Annotated in this window: 25 protein-coding genes; 12 read left to right on the forward strand and 13 right to left on the reverse strand. The window is 36.3% G+C overall.

Annotated features, from left to right (window positions below; genetic code table 11):
• The 7 genes from J536_RS16990 to J536_RS17010 form a co-directional block, all read right to left on the reverse strand.
• Positions 1-327, reverse strand: a 327-nt coding sequence (locus J536_RS16990; RefSeq protein WP_050680433.1) for a hypothetical protein, incomplete at its 3' end; no start/stop codon positions are given.
• 66 nt (positions 328-393) lie between these two features.
• Positions 394-1,335 carry a helix-turn-helix domain-containing protein gene (locus J536_RS16995; protein WP_032063430.1) on the reverse strand — a complete coding sequence of 314 codons (942 nt, stop codon included), beginning with the start codon at positions 1,333-1,335 and terminating at the stop codon, positions 394-396.
• Entirely contained in the window at positions 1,332-2,246 is a 915-nt protein-coding gene (locus J536_RS17000) for a DNA cytosine methyltransferase (protein ID WP_032063431.1), read from the reverse strand. Before J536_RS17000 ends, J536_RS16995 begins: the two co-directional genes overlap by 4 nt.
• The gene (locus tag J536_RS0104595) at positions 2,243-2,536 is read right to left on the reverse strand and encodes a hypothetical protein (protein WP_032063432.1); all 294 of its coding nucleotides are present in this window, start codon (positions 2,534-2,536) and stop codon (positions 2,243-2,245) included. Before J536_RS0104595 ends, J536_RS17000 begins: the two co-directional genes overlap by 4 nt.
• The gene (locus tag J536_RS17005) at positions 2,533-2,805 is read right to left on the reverse strand and encodes a hypothetical protein (protein ID WP_032063433.1); all 273 of its coding nucleotides are present in this window, start codon (positions 2,803-2,805) and stop codon (positions 2,533-2,535) included. Before J536_RS17005 ends, J536_RS0104595 begins: the two co-directional genes overlap by 4 nt.
• A 62-nt stretch (positions 2,806-2,867) precedes the next feature.
• Positions 2,868-3,143, reverse strand: coding sequence for a hypothetical protein (locus J536_RS0104600; protein ID WP_032063434.1), 276 nt, complete (start codon positions 3,141-3,143; stop codon positions 2,868-2,870).
• A 29-nt stretch (positions 3,144-3,172) separates the two neighbouring features.
• Positions 3,173-3,427, reverse strand: coding sequence for a hypothetical protein (locus J536_RS17010; RefSeq protein ID WP_032063436.1), 255 nt, complete (start codon positions 3,425-3,427; stop codon positions 3,173-3,175).
• A 206-nt stretch (positions 3,428-3,633) separates the two neighbouring features.
• Here J536_RS17010 and J536_RS17015 point away from each other — a divergent pair, with 206 nt between their 5' ends.
• Genes J536_RS17015 through J536_RS17025 form a run of 3 tightly spaced genes read left to right on the forward strand, consistent with a single transcriptional unit; the run spans position 3,634 to position 6,459 of the window.
• Complete coding sequence (locus J536_RS17015; protein WP_032063438.1) at positions 3,634-4,302, forward strand: LexA family protein; 669 nt, start codon at positions 3,634-3,636, stop codon at positions 4,300-4,302.
• Positions 4,295-5,602, forward strand: coding sequence for a DUF262 domain-containing protein (locus J536_RS17020; RefSeq protein ID WP_050680435.1), 1,308 nt, complete (start codon positions 4,295-4,297; stop codon positions 5,600-5,602). The genes J536_RS17015 and J536_RS17020 overlap by 8 nt, the downstream gene beginning before the upstream one ends.
• Entirely contained in the window at positions 5,599-6,459 is an 861-nt protein-coding gene (locus J536_RS17025) for an MAE_28990/MAE_18760 family HEPN-like nuclease (RefSeq protein WP_032063440.1), read from the forward strand. The genes J536_RS17020 and J536_RS17025 overlap by 4 nt, the downstream gene beginning before the upstream one ends.
• An 8-nt stretch (positions 6,460-6,467) precedes the next feature.
• On the opposite strand, the gene J536_RS17030 is transcribed toward J536_RS17025, so the two are convergent.
• Positions 6,468-7,730, reverse strand: coding sequence for an N-6 DNA methylase (locus J536_RS17030; RefSeq protein WP_032063441.1), 1,263 nt, complete (start codon positions 7,728-7,730; stop codon positions 6,468-6,470).
• Between the two features lie 300 nt (positions 7,731-8,030).
• Here J536_RS17030 and J536_RS17035 point away from each other — a divergent pair, with 300 nt between their 5' ends.
• The 5 genes from J536_RS17035 to J536_RS17050 all read left to right on the forward strand — a co-directional run bounded on the left by J536_RS17035 (position 8,031) and on the right by J536_RS17050 (position 10,222).
• On the forward strand, positions 8,031-8,219 hold the full coding sequence (locus J536_RS17035; protein ID WP_032063442.1) for a hypothetical protein: 189 nt from the start codon (positions 8,031-8,033) through the stop codon (positions 8,217-8,219).
• A 2-nt stretch (positions 8,220-8,221) separates the two neighbouring features.
• On the forward strand, positions 8,222-8,545 hold the full coding sequence (locus tag J536_RS17040) for a hypothetical protein (RefSeq protein WP_032063443.1): 324 nt from the start codon (positions 8,222-8,224) through the stop codon (positions 8,543-8,545).
• 11 nt (positions 8,546-8,556) lie between these two features.
• Entirely contained in the window at positions 8,557-9,675 is a 1,119-nt protein-coding gene (locus tag J536_RS17045; protein ID WP_032063444.1) for an ATP-binding protein, read from the forward strand.
• Positions 9,675-9,818 carry a hypothetical protein gene (locus J536_RS25875; protein WP_005047320.1) on the forward strand — a complete coding sequence of 48 codons (144 nt, stop codon included), beginning with the start codon at positions 9,675-9,677 and terminating at the stop codon, positions 9,816-9,818. The genes J536_RS17045 and J536_RS25875 overlap by 1 nt, the downstream gene beginning before the upstream one ends.
• 107 nt (positions 9,819-9,925) lie before the next feature.
• Positions 9,926-10,222, forward strand: a complete 297-nt coding sequence (locus J536_RS17050) for a hypothetical protein (protein WP_032063445.1) — start codon at positions 9,926-9,928, stop codon at positions 10,220-10,222.
• A 45-nt stretch (positions 10,223-10,267) separates the two neighbouring features.
• On the opposite strand, the gene J536_RS17055 is transcribed toward J536_RS17050, so the two are convergent.
• Positions 10,268-10,792, reverse strand: a complete 525-nt coding sequence (locus J536_RS17055) for a hypothetical protein (protein WP_032063446.1) — start codon at positions 10,790-10,792, stop codon at positions 10,268-10,270.
• A gap of 433 nt (positions 10,793-11,225) precedes the next feature.
• Positions 11,226-11,579, reverse strand: a complete 354-nt coding sequence (locus tag J536_RS17060) for a lysozyme inhibitor LprI family protein (RefSeq protein WP_050680437.1) — start codon at positions 11,577-11,579, stop codon at positions 11,226-11,228.
• A gap of 487 nt (positions 11,580-12,066) precedes the next feature.
• On the opposite strand from J536_RS17060, the gene J536_RS26215 reads away from it, so the two are divergent.
• Positions 12,067-12,981: a hypothetical protein gene (locus J536_RS26215; protein WP_032063448.1), complete on the forward strand. Its 915-nt coding sequence runs from the start codon at positions 12,067-12,069 to the stop codon at positions 12,979-12,981.
• A gap of 222 nt (positions 12,982-13,203) precedes the next feature.
• Here the strand turns inward: J536_RS26215 and J536_RS17065 are convergent, their stop codons facing one another.
• Both J536_RS17065 and J536_RS17070 read right to left on the reverse strand, forming a co-directional pair.
• Positions 13,204-13,533, reverse strand: a complete 330-nt coding sequence (locus J536_RS17065; protein ID WP_001210983.1) for a hypothetical protein — start codon at positions 13,531-13,533, stop codon at positions 13,204-13,206.
• Between the two features lie 85 nt (positions 13,534-13,618).
• Entirely contained in the window at positions 13,619-14,065 is a 447-nt protein-coding gene (locus tag J536_RS17070; protein ID WP_032063449.1) for a winged helix-turn-helix transcriptional regulator, read from the reverse strand.
• Between the two features lie 111 nt (positions 14,066-14,176).
• Between J536_RS17070 and J536_RS17075 the strand changes: the two genes are divergently transcribed.
• Both J536_RS17075 and J536_RS17080 read left to right on the forward strand, forming a co-directional pair.
• Positions 14,177-15,442, forward strand: coding sequence for an MFS transporter (locus J536_RS17075; protein ID WP_032063450.1), 1,266 nt, complete (start codon positions 14,177-14,179; stop codon positions 15,440-15,442).
• A gap of 133 nt (positions 15,443-15,575) precedes the next feature.
• Entirely contained in the window at positions 15,576-15,980 is a 405-nt protein-coding gene (locus J536_RS17080; RefSeq protein ID WP_032038435.1) for a hypothetical protein, read from the forward strand.
• A gap of 83 nt (positions 15,981-16,063) precedes the next feature.
• Here J536_RS17080 and J536_RS17085 read toward each other — a convergent pair whose 3' ends face one another.
• Complete coding sequence (locus J536_RS17085) at positions 16,064-17,311, reverse strand: mechanosensitive ion channel family protein (RefSeq protein WP_005070199.1); 1,248 nt, start codon at positions 17,309-17,311, stop codon at positions 16,064-16,066.
• A gap of 242 nt (positions 17,312-17,553) precedes the next feature.
• On the opposite strand from J536_RS17085, the gene J536_RS17090 reads away from it, so the two are divergent.
• Positions 17,554-17,916, forward strand: coding sequence for a DUF3592 domain-containing protein (locus tag J536_RS17090; RefSeq protein WP_032063451.1), 363 nt, complete (start codon positions 17,554-17,556; stop codon positions 17,914-17,916).
• Positions 17,917-17,920: the final 4 nt, after the last annotated feature.

The following is a 17,920-nucleotide window of genomic DNA, read 5'->3' on the forward strand; positions in this document are numbered from 1 at the left end:
TAAAACTGTAAAACCCATCATTGCTGCCGAGTTATATTTCTCCATATCCCCGATGTAACCTTTTCCCCTTGTGTGACGTCCTCCGCTCCAGATACCGCCTTCAACCTCAATCAATATCTTTGTTCCCGTAATCAGAAAATCAGCTCTCCATTTGCGTTTTGGATGGAATTTATATTCCTGCTCAAAACTGATCTTGCATGCTCTCAAATGTGTTGCCAGTACCGTCTCACCTTCACTTGGCTGTCTTGTACCTTGCTTTGCTGAACGGCGTTTCTTTGTCTTCACTGGAAATAATTCACGGTATTCAGCTAAACTCATACTAGACATGCAAAGCCCCTTCAAATGCGTAGAGCTCACCATCCCAGAGCGCTACGTTGACATGGTAGAGGTCTTTCATGCTGCCCCCTGCAATGAGCCTTTGAACCCGACTTGCTTGAGGTACGGTTCCCATTGTCTCGCCTGATCTGGATCGCTAAGTTTCACTGCGATACGTGCTGAAAGTTGATCGTAGCTTTCCCCTGCAGCTGCAAACTGACTTGCGAAATCAGGATGTTGTGAGAGTTTTTGAGCGAAGGTATGAATCTGTTTGTCACTGAGTTGATTTGACTCCCCCTGCGGGACTAGAACCCGCGTCGTTGAATTTTGGATCTTTGCCTGTTCACGTGCTTGGTATTTTCCACATGCGTTGATTAACCAATCTGCAAAGTGGTAATTCATGAGTTCATCACAAAGATTCTTCTCGGCGTTGTAGAGTTCAAATGCTCTTAGCTCTCGATCGAACCAAGTCGCGTTTTTGATCTGCTCGTAAGTTTCCTGATCAGTTGCCAAACGAATTTCTTCACCAAGTTTTTTCAAACTCAACCATGTTTTTTTATTTTTAGATTCATCTGATAGATTCCCTGATAGATTCTCTGTCCCAATATTGGTACTGGTCTCGGTACCGTTTTTGGGACTGGTTGCGGTCCCACTATTGGTACTAGTACCGTTTTTGGAACCAGTACCGAAATTGGAACTAGTTCCGTTATTGGTACTAGTACCATTTTTGGGACTGGTTAAATCATTTTCTTCACGGCCCATCACACCAATTAATTGGTAAACCTTCACACCATTCCCTGTGATTTCACCTGTAAATCTAATTAATGAAATCGCTTCAAGTTCATCTAATACCTTGATCACCGTTTTACGGTTAAGGACAGTGTCTTTAACCATTCGCTTAATGCTTGGGTAACACTTGTGAGATTCTCCCGCTCTATCAGCCAAGGCCAATAAAACGAGTCTCTGGCTTGAGGTTTTAACCTCGGCTTTGAAAGCCCAAATGGTCGCATCTAAACTCATAGATCTTCCCCTAAAAATTCAAATGCGCTTTTCGCCACGATTGAAACTTGTCCATTTCCAATGGCTTTAAGTCGGTCCACCCGATTGGCCACCCCATCAGCCACTCGACCCAGTTCGGGTTCAATCGCCCACCATTCCCACCCTCTGGCGAAACTGCTGTATTGAGACGGATCTGGCGTCCCTTCGCTTTGCGTTCGGCTAAAGACTCGTTGCTCCACTTGTTTGCATCGCTCGCAGTTGGTGTCGGAAAGTTCATGACCGCACCTGGTAAACCATTTCTCGGATGAGGACTTACATTTCCCCGCTTGTTCCAATCGGATGCTTTGGGAGTTGGCCACATATTGACTACAGTTTCCAATCCTGGTGAATTTCTGAGGAAATCTGCTGGAGACGTTCTTGGTTTCGCATCCGATGCTTTGGGAGTGGGCAACAATCCAAATTCGGTCACGGATATGGGGCGCTCCAAAGTTAGATGCTGAAAAACGTGCCCATTGCGCGTCATACCCCATTTTGGCAAGGTCACTGATGACTCTTGTAAGTCCTCTGGAAACAAGCATTGGTGAGTTTTCCACGAACACGTATCTAGGTCGTACTTCACCGATAATTCGTGCCATTTCTGCCCAAAGCCCGGAACGTTCACCTTCGATTCCTGCACCTTTTCCTGCGGATGAGATGTCTTGGCACGGAAAGCCGCCAGATATAACGTCAACAATTCCTCTCCATGGTTTTCCGTCAAAAGATGTAATGTCAGACCAAATTGGGAAAGCTTCGAGAATTCCATCATTCTGTCGTTGCGCCAGAACTTGTGCTGCGTAGGCATCACGTTCAACTGCGCACACTGTTCGCCATCCCAAGAGATAAGATGCGAGAATTCCTCCACCAGCGCCTGCGAAAAGAGATAACTCATTCATTGCATCTCCTTAGGCTTTACATATCCGCCCATGTATTCAATCTTTTGAGCCTTATACAAACTCGTTTCAATTTCCCCAGCTAAATACAAAGTAATGCGGCCACGTCGAGCGAGTTCTTGTCTAAACTCTTCGCGTGTAATGGCTGCATTCTTTTCGTTATAGCCACGCTTACGTAGATTTGCTTTGTTTCGTTCAAGCATTTTGTTTAGGAGATTAAGGGCTGGCTCATACCAAGACTGGATGCCTTCCCTCTGCTTATGTTCAGGAAGGTGTTTGAATTGGTGATTCATGACACCTCCGCCCGCGCTAATTCTTCTGCAGTTAATCGACGTTTTGCTTCTAACTCAGCAATTGATGCCGATCTAAAGAATTGAACTGGTAAAGTTAATTGCTTACCGCATGCTGACTTAACAAAAAGTCGTTTAGGTGTGCTGTAGTAAAATCCAAACACTTCAAAAATTTCTTTATGATCCAGTTCATTAACAACCACCATGTCACCGACTACAAATTCTTGTGAGTTGAGTTCGATTGGTTGTTCTGATAAATTATTTCTGTTCATTTGATTCACCTCAATTGAATGCCTAGAAGCCTGATTTCCGAGATCAGGCTTTTTTATTGCTCTTAATTTGTCCCTGTATTCTCATGGCATCCTCTGGCCTCTCTTGTTTCCTTAGGATGACCCCACACCTTCCGCATACGATTGAACTTGCGTCTCTCCACCAAGAGTTTTTCTATGCAAGCTTCACGTATCCAGTCTGCTTTAGTCATGTCGCTGGCATTAGCCACGCCTTCGATAGATTCATCAGTCAAATCATTGAATTTGACCGTTACAGGGTTATCGAGCTTTCCACCTAGAAAGCCCAATTCTCTTGCTTCATTCATTTCATCGGTTCTCATGAAAAGAGCAGCTCCCTTGCCTATTAAATTTAAGTCCGAGCTACTTCATTACCATTTTGGTTTAATAAATTTGAGGTGGGATACAACCCGAAATGTTGTAATACTTCTTGCTCTGAAACTTTACCACCACTATGTTCAGCTAAAGCTTTACGTAAGTTCTTACGTGGTTCTTTATAGCCATACAAAAGATGTGTCTTTAGATAACCAGTTGTTGTACCAGCAGCTTTTGCATATTCATTTAGCTCATCTTTAGTCATATTTAGGATGAAATCACGAAACTTCATAGATTGATCCTCTTTAATCAATCCAAATATTACCTTTTTGGTAATACAAATACAATCTTTTTTCTTGTTTACCTTAAAGGTGATAAAGATAAAATACATACTTAAGTAAGTACTTACTTATTAAGACCTATTTATTATTTCTATTAATATCAGTAGAAACATAAGCTTAAATAATCAGTTTTAACTGATCACATTTTGAGAATTTTATGGACAGTAAAAGCATTCGCTATCTAAATACACGAATTCTTGTAGAACAAGTAGGCGGTGTATCTAATTTTGCTGAAAAGATTAATAAAGGTCAGTCGCAAACTAGCCAATTTGCTGGAACTAATCCTATTAAAGGAATAGGAAATAAAGTAGCCAGAGAAATTGAAGAAGCTTTTGGAAAAGCTCATGGATGGCTAGACCAAGTTCATGAAGATATAGAACTAACAAATTTGGATAATAATGTAACGGCTCCGTTTCCTATAGCTGGACGTTTAGTACCTGTTATTTCTTGGGTACAAGCAGGAACTTGGACAACAGCAGATTCTATTCCAACAGGTACTGAATTTAAGGAATGGTTACCACCAAACCCTAAGTGTGGCAAAAACGGTTATGGTTTAATTGTAGTTGGAGAATCTATGGCTCCAGACTTTAGACCAAGCGACAAAATATATGTAAATCCTGACTTCCAAATAAGTGATTTAAAAACAGGTGATTTGGTTATCGTTGCATGCGACGGGGAAACAGAAGCAACTTTCAAGAAATTGATTGTAGAAAGCAACGGTATGTATTTAGAACCCTTAAACCCTAAATGGCACGAAAAGATCATACCACTCCGTGAAGGATGTAAATTGGTTGGTAAGGTTGTAGGGCTATATAGAGATGTCTAATTTTAATGAGGTAGGCGGAAAAGTGAAAGAAAACGAAGTTACAGTTGTAGAAGAAGGTAATGGTATAGATCAGCAACGTCTAATCGAGTTTAAAGAAGAATTAGATGGAGCAAGAAGATATATAAAAACTCAAAAACTCTCTATGACTATTGGTGAACTTTGTTCTCTATATAAAAGAAAAGACTTAATCCTCAATCCAAATTTCCAACGAGTTTTCAGGTGGAAAACTGAACAACAATCACGTCTTGTTGAATCAATCTTTTTAGGTATCCCTCTACCTCCAATCTTTGTAGCTCAACAAGCTGATGCAAAATGGATTGTCATTGATGGGCTACAACGTCTTTCTACATTATTTAAACTCGAAGGGCTGATTGAAAAAGACGAAAATGATTCTATTCAACATGTTCTGAGTCAAAAGCATCAACAATTAGTAGAAGATATTGATGAAGAAGAGGATTTTAATGGTATTGAGGATGAACTAGAAGAGGCATTAAAAGACGTACAAGAAAGTAATGATGATATTTTCTATTTTCAGGGTCTAAAGAAATTAACCAAACTTAATAATCTTAGATGGATTGACTTACCGATAGAGTATCGGAGATTAGTACGAAGAGGTGCTTTCGATATAAATATTATTTATTTAGAAGAAAACAATACAAAATCTCAATATGAACTTTTTCAAAGATTAAATACAGGAGGGTCTTCACTAACTCCACAAGAAGTCCGTAATTGTATTATCATTATGAATAATTTGAATTTCTTTAATGCTATTGATAGTTATAGAATGGATAAAAAATTTATTAAAATTACCAGTCTATCTCTTCGTCAGATGCAGGAAGCATATGATATGGAGCTTATTAACCGCTTCATTATTTCATTAAATTATAAAAACATTAATTTTAGTAAATATAATTCTGATATAAAGATAAGTGACTTCATTGATAATGAAACATTAGAAATACTTGATAATAATCCTTTTAAAATTGAATCAGCAATAGAACTATTAAAGAATGCTATTGATCTATTAGAAAAGAATTTAGGTCATAATTCATTCAGAAAATATAATCCAGTTACTAAAAAATTCTATGGAAGTTTTAATTTAAGTGCATATGAAGCAATACTTATTGGAGTGGCAAAAAATTTAAATAATTTAAAACTCCTAAGTGAAGATCAATTCATAAGAAAAATTAAAAATATGTATTCTCATGCAGATTATATAAGTGCTTCAAGTAGAGGCACAAAAGTTATTGATAGATTTGAAAAATTAATTAAATTTTCCGAGGAATATTTCTCATTATGAAAATTGAAGTTTTAGAATCAACGTTGGATGATGAATTAAGCTGGAGAAAAAAAGAAATTACTAGCTTAAACCTTATTGCTTTTAAAATTCATCAAGATTCCGATAAAGATCAAGTACTCTATCAAACAGTAATGAAAACCTTATTTTTATTACTATATAGCCACTGGGAAGGATTTGTAAAAAAGACTAGTAAGCTTTACCTTAAATATTTATCTAATCAAGCTTTAATAACCTCAAATCTCACTCCTAATTTTGCTGCCCTTATGCTTCAGAAAAGCATCGATACCTGTTCCTCTGAGCAATCTTCTAAAAGTCTAAGTATTACCCATTATTTAGATTTTATCGATAAGCATGAAAAAAGAGTTAGCAACAAATTTAAAGTTGAAGTAAATCTTGATCAAGATGTTGATGATGGTTTTATACAAACTTATTCAAATCTAAATTATAAAAATTATAAAAATATTATTAATAGCTTAAACCTTCCCTTCTATGAGTATTATTTCTCAGCTAAAACTAAAGTGGATATACAGGATACAAACAATAAAATACAAAAAGTTGAATATTTAAAAAAATTACTTGATTTTAGTTTATTAGCACATAGGAATGCGATTGCACATGGATCGAAGAATAACATATCTCTAGATTTTAATGAGTATTCTCAACTTGAGAATAAAATATTATTTCTCTTGGGTATGCATAAAGAAGATATTTTAGAGTTTTGTTTTAACAAATATTTTCTTAGAGAAAATAGTGCACAGCTAAGTCTCTATCTTGAGGAGCAGTCTATAAAAGTTGAAAGTTTTTTCACTAATCTTGAAAAGTCTTTGGAAGAAAAACATAGTCTAGAAGAGGCCTAATAGTACAACTAATTAAAAGGTATTTCTTTTACAACTTGAACTGTCAAATGACGTAAACGTATTCTCTTATTAAGAAACTCATTTGTATGTTCACTAGAAAGAACTTTCATTAGTCTTTTACAATCATTTAGAGAGTTATTTTTAGGTTTAATAACAATCAAATGATTTTCGACAGCCACCATAGATTTTAAATTTATTAAGGTAGCTGTAGCTCTATTTTTATCACCTGGGCTCGAGGTTCTTTTAATTAATACAAATGGAGGTGAGATAACTTTTCCTTTAAACTTTCTTTTTTCTCCAGCTTGAGTAATAACTTCCCATTTTGGCGTATTTTTTGAATGGAAATATGGATACTCTGGACCACTTTCTAAATCTCGATAAGCTACCAATGGCCCCACACAGACATCGAAGATCTCCGAGATTTTAGTATATTCATCTAATTTTTCTTGCCACTGGATTTCTTTGACCTCTTCTTTTCTATTAACCAAACCATGTAAATTAAAAACATCTACATCAGTTTTTGCATTAAAGCGCCCCCATACTTCACACTCTGCATCCAAGCTTAAAGAACAAAATTCTCTAAATAGTTCGTAGCGACTACCAGATCTTAATACATCAGGCAAAATCGCAGTAATTAAACAACTTTCAGGTAAAATCCTTAAATAATGATCAAATACTATACCAGCTGCATTTATTTTACCTTTTTTCCAATAATACTTATTTGGTGAATCCCATAAGGTAAAAGGAGGATTCATTACAACATGTGTTACATTTATTAGATCATTTTTTTTAATATTTAAAGCATTTACAACTTTGATGTTCTCAAAATATGACATGGCTTGCTCAACTGAACAATCATTTATTACACCACGGCTTAATGCTTCGATCACTAATCTTAATTTTGAAGCATCGATGAAAGATTCATGGATATCAAATCCCCATAAAACCACTCCCCATTTTTCAAGAGTTTTAGTTAGTGTTTTTTCTACACCTAAAAATCTTGAACATTCAATTAATAAGTTTCCAGCTCCACAGGTTGGATCTAAAACTACTGAATCAAATGTAATTGCTCTTTGAAATCTTTTGATTACTGTGGTTGCTAAATTTTGACCTGTAAAAAAACTACCTGCTTCCCTCATTTCATCAATAGACAAACACTCTCTAAGAACGATGTCAATGGAATCTAAATCAATAAGCTCTTTTACCGAACTTGAATTAGTGTTTTCAATTAAGATACGAAGTGCTTGATTATGTGAAGAAAGCTGATTCATCTTTTTAGACTGCAGGAATTTAAAGCATTTATAGCATTTTTCCACATAAAAAACCACATTTAAATTATTGAATATAAATGATTTTTTATTAAAAAAACTGCAGTAAAAACAAAGAATTAGCTCATCTTATTTTTAAATAAATTATTTTTTATTTCTTTTACTCTTTAATAATTAAATAAAACCATTTTGGTAAATTAACCTTGCATTAAATTACCTTTTTGGTAATATTAATCTTATAGCTAACAAAAAAGCACCCCTGCCTTCGAACTCATGGGTGCTTTGCATAACTGCGAGATAAGTATGAAACAAAACCCTATTCCTAGTCAAACGACTGCACGCTTATATCAACACCCTACTGTTGAAGAACAGCGCCCTTCTCGTTTTGCCACAATTAAAGCGAATGTAATTGACTTCATTATATTCATTTTCGTTTCAGTCATCCTTTGGGTGATTGCTGTAGCCGCTGCAACTTGGATGTTCGGGGGCTAATCATGACTAATTTCAAAAAACACCCAGATGGGTACAAATCTTACTTAGGCCATGACAACACAGGTATTTATTCAGTACGAATTGGCTGGACTATTTATGCCTCGAATGCTAACGGATCTGTGCTGTACAAAATCATTAAAGGAGTTAAGACACCTTTAGATGTTGAGAAGTTCAAAACTGAATATCCAAAAGCTTGGGAAGTACTTACACAAGAGATCAGCTTTCAACGTAAAAAGAAATTAGCTATCGATTTGGGTAACTCTCACATCTCATCAATTGAACGCAAAGCTTATAAAACTAAGCGCGGCTTCACTGGCTCACGATAAGGATTATAAAAATGGCTCTACCAATTATTACAGCTGACCAAACTCTTTTGGTTCAAGCAATTATTGTGTACCTATACGCCGATCCGGGTTTAGGTAAATCATCAATGGGCTTTACTGCGGAAAAAGCAATTTCTTTTGACTTTGACCGTGGTGCTCACCGTACTGGTGATTTACGTCGCGGTGCGGTTGTACAGGTTCAACAATGGAGTGATGTAGCAAATTTAACTCCTCAAGACTTAGCACCTTATAAAACTGTAATCATTGATACCGTGGGCGCAATGCTTGAATGCATTAAAACTCATCTATTGCTAACTGCTAATAACCGTCAAAAAGATGGCTCTTTAAAGTTAAAGGCTCAAGGTTTAGCAAACCAGACGTTCAAGCAATACATCAACACTTTAATCAGTCTAGGCAAAGATGTTGTTTTCATTGCCCATGCTTCAGAAGATCAAAACGGTGAACAAATCATTTACCGACCAGATCTAGGTGGTAAAAACCGTAATGAGCTTTATCGTATTGCAGACATTATGGGCTATCTAACTACCGTTACGACAAGTGAAGGTAAAAATGCCCGTGTAATCAGTTTCAAACCTTCTCCTACTCACCACGCGAAAAACTCGGGTGCATTAGGTGGTGAAACTGGTGAGGTATGGGTTCCAGATCTTAAATCTCATCCAACTTTCTTAGCTGATCTTATCGCTCAAGCTAAGGACCACATCAACACTTTAACACCAGCACAACTTGCTGCAGCTAAAGCTCAAGAAGACTTAGAAAATTGGAAACAAAGCTGTGAAGAAGCTGAGCATGCAAGTGACCTAAATCAATTAACTGAGTCGCTTGATAAAGAGCACATGTATTACCAGAACATGCGCCAAGCAATATTAATGAGAGCTAAAGCATTGAATTGCCAGTATGACAAAGAAAGAAACACATGGATTAGTCCACCCGAATTTAATGGAATTAGTGATAAGCAACGGGATCAATTACAAGCTTTTATAGATGAGCGTGGATTAGACGTTAAAACCGTGTGTGAATACTTAGGAATAGATTCACTCATGCAAATTGAAGTGGCGAAACTACCAGCCGTTCAAGTTGAAATTGAAAAGCTTGCTAAGGGAGAAATTGCCTAATGAGCTTCCGTTACTCCTCTACTGCCCGAACACTGATTGTGTTCGGCAACCTGATGAACCATTACTACGACAATGTGAACCCGTCTCAAATTGATAACTTGGTTGATGAGGCGAAATTTAAAGAAGCGACTTGGAGAAAGTAAAACAATTTTAGAGCTGCGATGTTCTACATGAGTGACTGTATTGCTGACCCTCTGCGGTCACTCTTGAGAACATTGCAGTACTTAGGGGTAATTAGATAGGTAAAAGTATGGGAAAATATATAGTCGTTGTTGAAGCAGAAAAACCACCTCAGGTATTCATTCATGAGATTATTCCTAATGTTGGGAAAGTCATTGAAATGAAAGCCGAGGAAATACCGAACCGTGTTCCTGCTGCATGGTTAATGGAGCGCTATAGCCTGTCTCGTAAATTGATTATTGATGAACTTCGCCCCTTCAACAAAGGGACAGAAAGCAAACATCTTTACGATCCGAAAGAAGTTATTCCTATTCTTGAAAATTTAAATAGGCAAAGACAGCAACGGCAGTCGAGACGTAAGAATTAAAAAGCGCTTTATGCGCTTTTATTTATAAATATAATAACTCGAATATTAAATTCCTTTTTCTCTTTTTAAATTCTCAATTGCTGTAGCAATACCCATTGCTTGGTTTATGAATCCAGCAGCATCCACCATAATACCGGAAACAAGTTCCAAGGCTGTTTCCAATTCCTTCATACTAACAACTTTATTTTTTAATGAATTAGCTGTGGTACACAAGTTGGTTGCATGACTTTCAATATCTGAGTGCACCTTAATGACTCTAACAAAAATTCCTTCATGTTTATTTAGTTCTGAATCATTTCTTCTTTTTAATTCAGCTATGACAATTGTATATTCTTTTATTATTTCACTAAATTTTTCATATGATTGATTAATTAATTGAATATTTTCTGTCATTAATCTATATAGATTAATCTTTAACTCAAATGCTCTCTGAGCATTACTAAGCTTAAGTTGTCTGTATGCGTGGCGGATCGGGATAATAGCTAACAGTAAGGCAATAACAGCAATTAATATTTGGATTTGTCCCGCATTACAACCTAGCCAAGACCAAAAATCTTTTGAATCGCACATAATTTTAAAACCTAATTTATGGTAAATTTTACTAACTTAAGACTAAGACCTGAAAAGATATTCAAATACCACTTCACCAATAATATTTGTTTGCTGATCAATTTTTCTTATAATAAAAGTATAGATGAACCCTAGAAAATTGTAAAAAATTATTCGACACCACTTCGGCACCATTAAAATATAACCTATTGTTATTTAATATTTATTATAACCTTGCCAAGGTTGGGGTCGCGAGTTCGAGTCTCGTTTCCCGCTCCAAAATTTAAAAACCACTTAATTCGAAAGAATTAGGTGGTTTTTTTATTGTCTGGTAGTTATTCGCTTTGATTAATTAGACTATTCAACTAACCTATACTTTAAATATTAAAAAAACCCACCAAAAGGCAGGTTTAGAATTAAATATTTAAAACACCGTAATTTTTAAGACCGATTTTTAAAGATCTAAACTTTTAAGCTCATTAAGGCGTTCTTTAGTTTTATCGGCTTCACAACTTAAAATAATTAAATGTGAACCTGCTCCCATTGCTTGAGATCCATAATACCCCATCAAACCAGAACATTGCTTTGTACGATAATCAAGCCAAGCCTTTTGGGAATTTTCCAAACTGGCTTTCCCTTCACTATCCAAGTTTGAAGCTAATTTATTGTATATCTTATTCATTTTAGCTTTATCAGTTTTTAACTGTTTTTCAAAGCATTCTATATCAGAATAAACATTACCAGTTTTACATTCCGCATGAGCAACCCCATAAAATAACACTAACAAAGCAAGCATGAGTTTCTTCATTTATATGACACCTTTCACATTTCTAACTATCTAAATCATTAAATTTTAATTATGACATGAAACAACTTTTATTCTTATCACAGATTTCAACTATTTAATTTTTTGATCATCAGATATTCCTAAAAATCCCCATAAATAGTAAAGTATAATTTTCATTCATATACCTATAAGTATTCATTTATAACTATTCTAATCAATTAAAAATATAATAATAGCTTAGTAAATAAATAGACTTTTTTGGCTTTTGTATTTTTTAAAATCAAGTATAGATTTCTAAAATTCTCTAACTCTTTAGTAGCATTAATATTTACATCAATAAATTATTAAGATATATAATAATTCAAAAGTTATAAATTCAATTAATGCTCTTAAAAATCCGAACTTCAAAATAATGTAAATATTTTATTAAAAATAAATTATTTATTTTTTCAAATTATGATTTTGAGCACTAACGGAATTGTTTAGATATCTTCAATAGAGAGAAAAAATGCAACACATAAATCAACAGAATTTGGGCTTATTTTCGATCGCCGAAACTAATACAAATGATCTTCCAATGGGAGTACTTAGTGATGGAACTCCCTATCTTACTGTAAGGGGACTTGCAAAAGTTTGTGGTGTAGAACATACCTCAATATTACGGTTAGTCCAGAAATGGTCAGAAGAACAGCACACACCACGTGGAAGAAGAATACTAGATTTATTAGTTGCTCAAGATTACAACCAACCAGAATTGTATATTAATGCATCAAGTATTCATGGCAGCTTTTTCGCTATACCTGACGCAGTATGTATGGCAATCCTTGAATATTACTCATTTGATGCAGAGGAAACTAATAAAGAAATTGCAAGAACAAACTACCGTATTCTTGCTAGATCATCATTCAAGCTATATGTCTATAGTCAATGTAACTATAACCCAAATCAAAAAATTGATGACTCATGGCAAGCATTTCATGAGAGATTATTACTAAATGATAATATTCCAATTAACTATTTTTCGATCTTTAAAGAATTATCCACTGTTATCGTAAATATGATAAGAGGTGGCTGTAAAATTGATGATACAACAGTTCCAGATATTAGTGTGGGCCAAATATGGTCTCGATATTGGACACAAAATAAACTTGATGAAAGTTTTGGAGAAAGATGCAAATTTCCACATGTATACCCAGATACGTTTCGCCAATCATCAGGTGGTGAATATGAAGCATGGATTTATCCTGCAGATGCTTTAGGTGTATTTCGAAAGTGGTTATATGAAGTTTATTTAATGGAAAAATTTCCTAAATATTTAAATACTAAAGTAACCAGTGGTGCTATCGTAGCTCCTGATGCTTCAAAACTGTTAGATGTACTGCAAAAACCAGTATTGAATTCACAAACTAATCCTGACCTCTGAGAATTCTTTAACTTATAAATTATTTATACGTCAATAATTGTAAAAAAATCATTAAGCGCTGTTAAAATATAACTTATTGTTATTTAATGTTTATTATAGCCTTACCAACATTCAAGCTACAAGCCCTAGCCTCATTTAATGCTCCAAAATTAAAAAACCACCTAGTTTAAAAAAATTAGGTGGTTTTTAGTATCAGTTAATTAACTAATTTCACCAACTCCCTCACATATTTTTAGCTAATTCTTTTGCCAAACATTGTTCATGCCACGTGGTTTGAAAATTTTCGACAGCTTTTGACTTAATAAGAGGGTCTTCAAATAGCTTTGAAGAATATGCAGATTTGATAAGCTCTTGATAAAGTTGTTTGGCTTGTTGCTCTTCAAGATGATTGGCGATGTCATGTAACTCTTTAGCTGGCACTTCATGTTGTCTAGCATCCATTACGCCACTCGCTGCTTTTTTCACAGTTTCACAGTAATGAAGTTCCATTGCTTCTGATGCTGCATAACATTGAATTGAAATTGCGCTGATAAAGAGGAATATAAATCTCATAATCTCACCTTAATTTGACGCGCAAGGTTAGCAACTAATCTGCCCAAATTTAAGTTAAAAAAGGTTATTTTTGTTTTCTCTTCTTTTATTTCACCTTTTTCACTTCAGTATTAGAAGCTCTCAGTACTGTTCCATCTGCCGCGACTGGTGCCATAAATGGAATTTGCTGACCCGTATTTTTATCAATTAACAGCGAATGGCGCTCACCACTTTCAAATAGGTTCTGCTCTCCCCATTGTCGTAAAGCCACAATCACTGGGAACAAACTCTCCCCTTTAGCGGTCAATACATACTCCTGATAAGCCGTGCCATCTGAAGCATCTTGTAGTTCAAGAACACCAGCATCTACCAACTTTTTTAGGCGATCAGAAAGAATATTTCGTGCCACCCCTAAGCTGCGCTGGAAATCTCCAAAACGGCGCATTCCATCAAAAGCATCACGCACAATAAGCAGTGACCAACGATCTCCTATGAGATTGACACAGCGCGCAACAGGACAAGGTTCATCTTTTATCAGTGTAGAGTTCGCCATTGAGTTTCCTAACCGATCATCAGTAATAAGTTATCTAGTTGCATTTTAAAACTAGTCGATCTAACATTCAACTAGTTGCATTTTAAAACTAGATTAAATAGGTTTAAGATAATGAAAGCTTCTCTTGCATCTTCAACTTCATCCGCCGAAAGTGATAAACCGCTTCCAAGCATGGCTCGTGGCGTAATTTTGCTGTTTGCTATAGCAAGTGGCGCAAGCGTAGCAAATGTCTATTATGCGCAGCCCTTGCTCGACATTTTGGCAAAAGACTTTAACGTTAGTCATGCCGCCATTGGTGGTGTGGTGACAGCTACTCAAATAGGTTGTGCCCTAGCCTTAATCTTTTTAGTGCCGTTGGGTGATTTGGTAAATCGGCGTCGGTTAATGACCCTACAGTTATTGGCTTTAATATCTGCATTGCTCGTGGTTGGCTTTGCCCATTCTACGATTATTCTTTTGGTAGGAATGCTTGCGGTGGGTTTACTCGGCACAGCCATGACACAAGGGCTTATTGCCTATGCTGCAAGTGCGGCGGCCCCACATGAGCAAGGACATGTAGTCGGTACTGCACAAAGTGGTGTGTTCATTGGTTTACTACTTGCCCGTGTATTTTCAGGGGGAATAAGTGATGTGGCTGGTTGGCGTGGCGTGTACTTTTGCGCAGCCATCATCATGCTCATGATTGCTTTGCCGCTTTGGAAACGTCTCCCTCATTTAAATATTCAACCCAGTGCCATGCGCTACCCGCAGCTTCTGGCTTCTATGCTCAAGCTACTGCGCCAAGAAAAAGTGCTCCAAGTGCGCGGTGTGTTAGCTTTACTCATGTTCGCCGCATTTAATATTTTTTGGAGCGCATTGGTACTGCCGTTAAGTGCCCCGCCTTATAGCTTCTCGCATACTGTAATTGGGTCTTTTGGGCTCGTTGGGGTTGTGGGTGCTTTGGCTGCTGCACGTGCCGGTTACTGGGCCGACCGTGGATATGCTCAGCGTACAAGCTTGGCGGCACTGTTAATATTATTAATTGCATGGGCTCCACTTTCACTCATGTCCTATTCGCTCTGGGCACTCGTAATTGGCATCGTATTGTTAGACTTGGGCGGGCAAGCTCTGCATGTGACCAACCAGAGTATGATTTTTCGTACTCGTCCAGAAGCGCATAGCCGTCTTGTTGGTCTATACATGCTCTTTTATGCGGTAGGTAGTGGATTAGGTGCAATCAGCACAACAGCGACTTATGCTTATGCTGGTTGGCTTGGTGTATGTGCACTCGGTGCAGGTGTTAGCTTTCTGGCATTATTATTTTGGTGGATGACACGTCATATCGTGCCTCAAATCACTCATGAAAAAGATAACAATATACAAATAAATAAAATATAATAATCCAAAGTTTTATAAGCCCATGAATAAGAAAGTTTAGTCTTTAAATCTTAAGTTCGAACGGTAATAGAATGAAATCTTCATTAACAATCTAAAGATTGATATGCAACTTTAGACAATTACTATCAAATATATGCAAATCCCTATAGGAACAAAATTGGGTATTAATAATAAATTGCTTTACACGGTTGTATTTGCCCTTGTTGCAGGATGCCACCAGCAAGAAGCAAACGACAGTACAAATGCTGTGAAACTCCCAGCCTATCAGTACGATGGTTTCTCTGGTTCAGCACGCTTAAAAGGAAACTTAGAGTTAAAACAAGGATGTCTTTATGTGAAAGATATACTCATTGTCTTTCCAGAACATAGCGCTCAGTGGGATGCTGAAAAAAACACTTTAAGTTATAAAGGTCAGCAGATCGGCTTAGGGGGCATATTAGATATTGCTGGAGGTATTGGTAATTTTGAGCAAGACAATTTACGTATTAAACATTTGAGTCCCATGTGTGATCATCAGAATATTTGGTTTGCTGGATAATCTTTTGTGAAAGTAAATTAAAAAAGCCCCCGTCTGGGAGCTTTTGAAAATTGTTGAAGCGCTGTTATTTGTAGCTTAAAAACTTAACTTGGATGAATTTCTGCCGTCAATCTTTGCAAGTCATGACCCGAAGGTGCTTGGTAAACACGTAAACCAAACTCGGGAAGAATTGCAATTAAATGGTCAAAAATATCTGACTGAATTGCTTCATAAGAAACCCACGCAATCGTGTTGGTAAATGCATAAATCTCTAGCGGCAACCCTTGGCTGGTCGGCTGTAATTGACGAACAATAATAGTTTGATTTTGAGCAATACCCTTGTGCTGACGCAAGTAAAATTCTACATAGGCCCTAAATGTACCAATATTGGTTAGACGGCGCTTGTTGTAACGAGATTGATTGCTTAAATGCTTATTGAATTCTTCAATTTCAGAATTCTTTGCATTTAAGTATTGATCTAGCAATAAAAAGTCTTTGAGCTTTTGTTGCTCTTCATCACTCATGAAATGAACGCTACTTTGGTCAATAAAAAGTGAGCGCTTCATTCGACGGCAACCCGAGTTGCTCATACCCCGCCAGTTTTTAAATGTATCGGTCACGAGCTTATTGGTTGGAATGGTAGTATAGGTTTTATCGAAGTTTTGAACAGTCACGGTATGCAGTGAAATATCAATTACATCACCATCTGCATTGAGTGATGGCATTTCAATCCAGTCTCCAATACGTACCATGTCATAAGAGGCAATTTGTACACTCGCCACCAAAGACAAAATAGTGTTTTGGAAAACCAGCATTAATACCGCTGCCATTGCACCAAAACCTGCAAGTAAAGTGAACACATCCTTTTTAAGGAATGTTCCCAAAATCATGAGGCCACACACAACAAATAAAATGAGTTTAACCAGTTGTAAGTAACCTTTAATCGGCTTATTTCTAGATTTTGGATTTCGCTGATAAATAAGGTTAAAGATATTTAACAGCTCGCTGACCGTAAGCGCGAGTGTAAGAAAAATAAATGCCTGCGCTGCCATCTCTACAAAAGCAATGAACTTTGGAGATAGATGAGGCACTGTTGCAATGCCGTTCATAATCACAACAGCAGGAACAATATTTGCAAATTTCTTTATAACGCTATGCTGAGCAAAAATAGACTGATTTGGTGATTTGAGTTTTGTGACTAAATGACGAACGCCCCGAACAATAATGCGTTTGGCAATAAAATTTGCTATTGCAGCAAATAAAATCAAAATCGTGAGTGAAACCAACATTTCTAGCCAAGGATATTGACTTAACTCACCCCGAATATCACGGAAAAAATTTAAAAAATCCAAACCTATACACCTTTAAAATTTCTTTTGTAGAATTTTAGGGGTTAAGAACGTTTCTCATAAGGTTTGTTTACATATGTAGTCATAAATACAACAAGTAAGTTATATACCCTGCCCAAATTTAATTATGATCCGTTAATTTTAAAGCTTCATCTGCTTATGTTTCAGATCAATTATATAAGCTAGATCGGGCTTATCAGTTCATTTAGAATAATGCGTTAAACGAATAATTCTGGTTTGAGTGAGTGAAATTTTCTGATTTTTTGACTTTTATTGGAACAGTCTGGTTCAGCTTATTGTTTATCTATATTACTTGGACCTTTTTTCTTAAAAGTCAGGTTCAAAGATTTTTAATTTATAAACGAGGAAAGATTGCTTCTGCCGAGGTCGTATATTTTCAAGACTCATTAGCTAAGGTGCAATATCGCCCTTTATGTTATGTCAAATTGAAATTTCAAACTAAGCAAGGCCAAGTCATTACTGAAAATCTAAAGGTGCTTCTTGCTAAGCAAGATCACTATAAATATAAAGTCGGTAGTATTATTAATATTAAATATGACCCTAAAAACTTAAAGAATATTTCGATATTGGGCGAAGTGATGATTTAGGTCA

Origin of the sequence: Acinetobacter sp. 809848 (assembly GCF_000581275.1) — a bacterium.
In the GTDB taxonomy this organism is placed as follows: Bacteria; Pseudomonadota; Gammaproteobacteria; order Pseudomonadales; family Moraxellaceae; genus Acinetobacter; species Acinetobacter pittii.